The sequence below is a fragment of the Kitasatospora indigofera genome (assembly GCF_014655955.1).
In the GTDB taxonomy this organism is placed as follows: Bacteria; Actinomycetota; Actinomycetes; order Streptomycetales; family Streptomycetaceae; genus Kitasatospora; species Kitasatospora indigofera.
Window position 1 is genome coordinate 1 of the sequence record NZ_BNBO01000142.1, and the last position, 1492, is coordinate 1492.

General features: G+C 73.6%; 3 protein-coding genes. All 3 read right to left on the bottom strand.

The features are described 5' to 3' along the window. Positions 1-91 precede the first annotated feature (91 nt). Complete coding sequence (locus IE329_RS39830) at positions 92-640, bottom strand: DUF6197 family protein (RefSeq protein ID WP_190215957.1); 549 nt, start codon at positions 638-640, stop codon at positions 92-94. Positions 641-657: 17 nt separating this feature from the next. Continuing rightward, positions 658-849 carry a hypothetical protein gene (locus IE329_RS39835; RefSeq protein WP_190215958.1) on the bottom strand — a complete coding sequence of 64 codons (192 nt, stop codon included), beginning with the start codon at positions 847-849 and terminating at the stop codon, positions 658-660. 257 nt (positions 850-1106) lie between these two features. Then, a partial coding sequence (locus tag IE329_RS39840) for a hypothetical protein (RefSeq protein WP_229928162.1) occupies positions 1107-1492 on the bottom strand: 386 nt, incomplete at its 5' end.

Consider the following 1492-nt stretch of genomic DNA (forward strand, 5'->3'; position numbering starts at 1 on the left):
GCGGCGTGGGGGAGGAGCGGTTCGATCGTTCGGCGCAGTAGCCGGGGGCCGTTGGGCTGGAGGGTGACGCTCACGGTGGTGTCCTTCCAGGTCAGCGGTTGGTGGCGCGGGCGGCGGCGACGTCCAGGGCCCGGTGGACCTGGGCGGCGGTACGGCCGGGGGAGTCGTTCCACTTGTCGACGGTGCGGACCGTGGGGTCCTGGGCGGTGAACTGCTCCATCAGGTAGCGGCGGGCGTCCATGGCGGTGGCCTGGGTGCCGTATCCGGCTGCGAGGACGGCGAGTTGGGCGCCGAGCAGGCAGCGGCGGCCGCTCTCGTCCCACAGCAGGCCCTGGCACCAGCCGTGGACGGTGAGGTAGCGGGAGAGAAGGCGCAGGTGGGTGGCGGTGTCGGTCGGCGTCGGTGCCGGCGGGCGGCGGCGTAGGCGGTCCATGGCGGTGGGCTGCGGGCGGGTCATGCCCAGGTCCCACGTGACGGGGGCTTGGCCGTGCGGGCAGACCGCCGGAACGGCGTACCGGGTCGGCAGGGGCTGGGGCTGGGTGGCGAGGTAGCGCTCGATCTCGCGGACCAGTTCGCCGCCGTCGGCCACGAACGCGAGGTCCGGCAGGGCGAGCAGCGCGGCGGTGCGGGTGCGGGTCATCGGTTCGGTCCTCTCGTTCAGTGCAGGCCGGGGAGGGAGTGGAAGAGGTTTGCGAGGGCCTCGTTGACGGCGGGGGCGACGCCGGTGGAGGCGAGGTAGAAGCCGAAGAGCGCGGCCACTAGGGCGCCGCCGAAGCCGACGGCGCGCAGGCGGAGCATGACGACCAGCAGGACGCCGAAGAAGGTGGCGGCGGAGACGGTGAGCAGCACGAGCGGGCTCCCTTCCGGGAGAACGGTTTGGGGTGGTTTGGGGTGGTCGTCGACCGCCGCCGGACCTCGGCTGGCCGTGGATCGTCGCAGGTCAGCGCCCTGACGACCGCCGCCAGGCCCGTGCCGGGGCATGCCTGACGAGGGTGTTCGCGGCGGCGGTGGGCGGCGGTCGCGACACGGGTCGCAGGGCTGTGACCTGCGGTCTTCCACGGATGGCGGCGGCTTGGCGGCGGTCGAAACCGGGACAGAACGGGCGGTCAGGCGGCGTTGTCCACGCCAGTGGCGGCGGTGCGCAGGTCGGCCAGGGCGTAGCCCATCGGCCGGGAGCCGTCGGCCTGGGTGATGCGGATCTGCTCCACCTCGGCCCCGAGGCTGGCCAGTTCGCTCTTCAGGGCCTTGGAGGCGCGGGACTGCCAGGCGTTGGCGCTCTCGCGCTCGGTGCGGGCGTAGCGGTCCGGGTCGATGTCGGAGAGTCGGGCGAGCAGGTCCATGACGGTGACCAGGCCGCCGTCAGCCTGCTCGGCCGCGTGGATCATGTGGTCGAGGACGGTGCGGCGGATCACGGAGCCGAGGCCGTCGGTGCCGCCAGCGGAGGCGCTGACGCCGGTCTGGCGGAGCATGGCGGCCTCGATCGGGTCGTCGT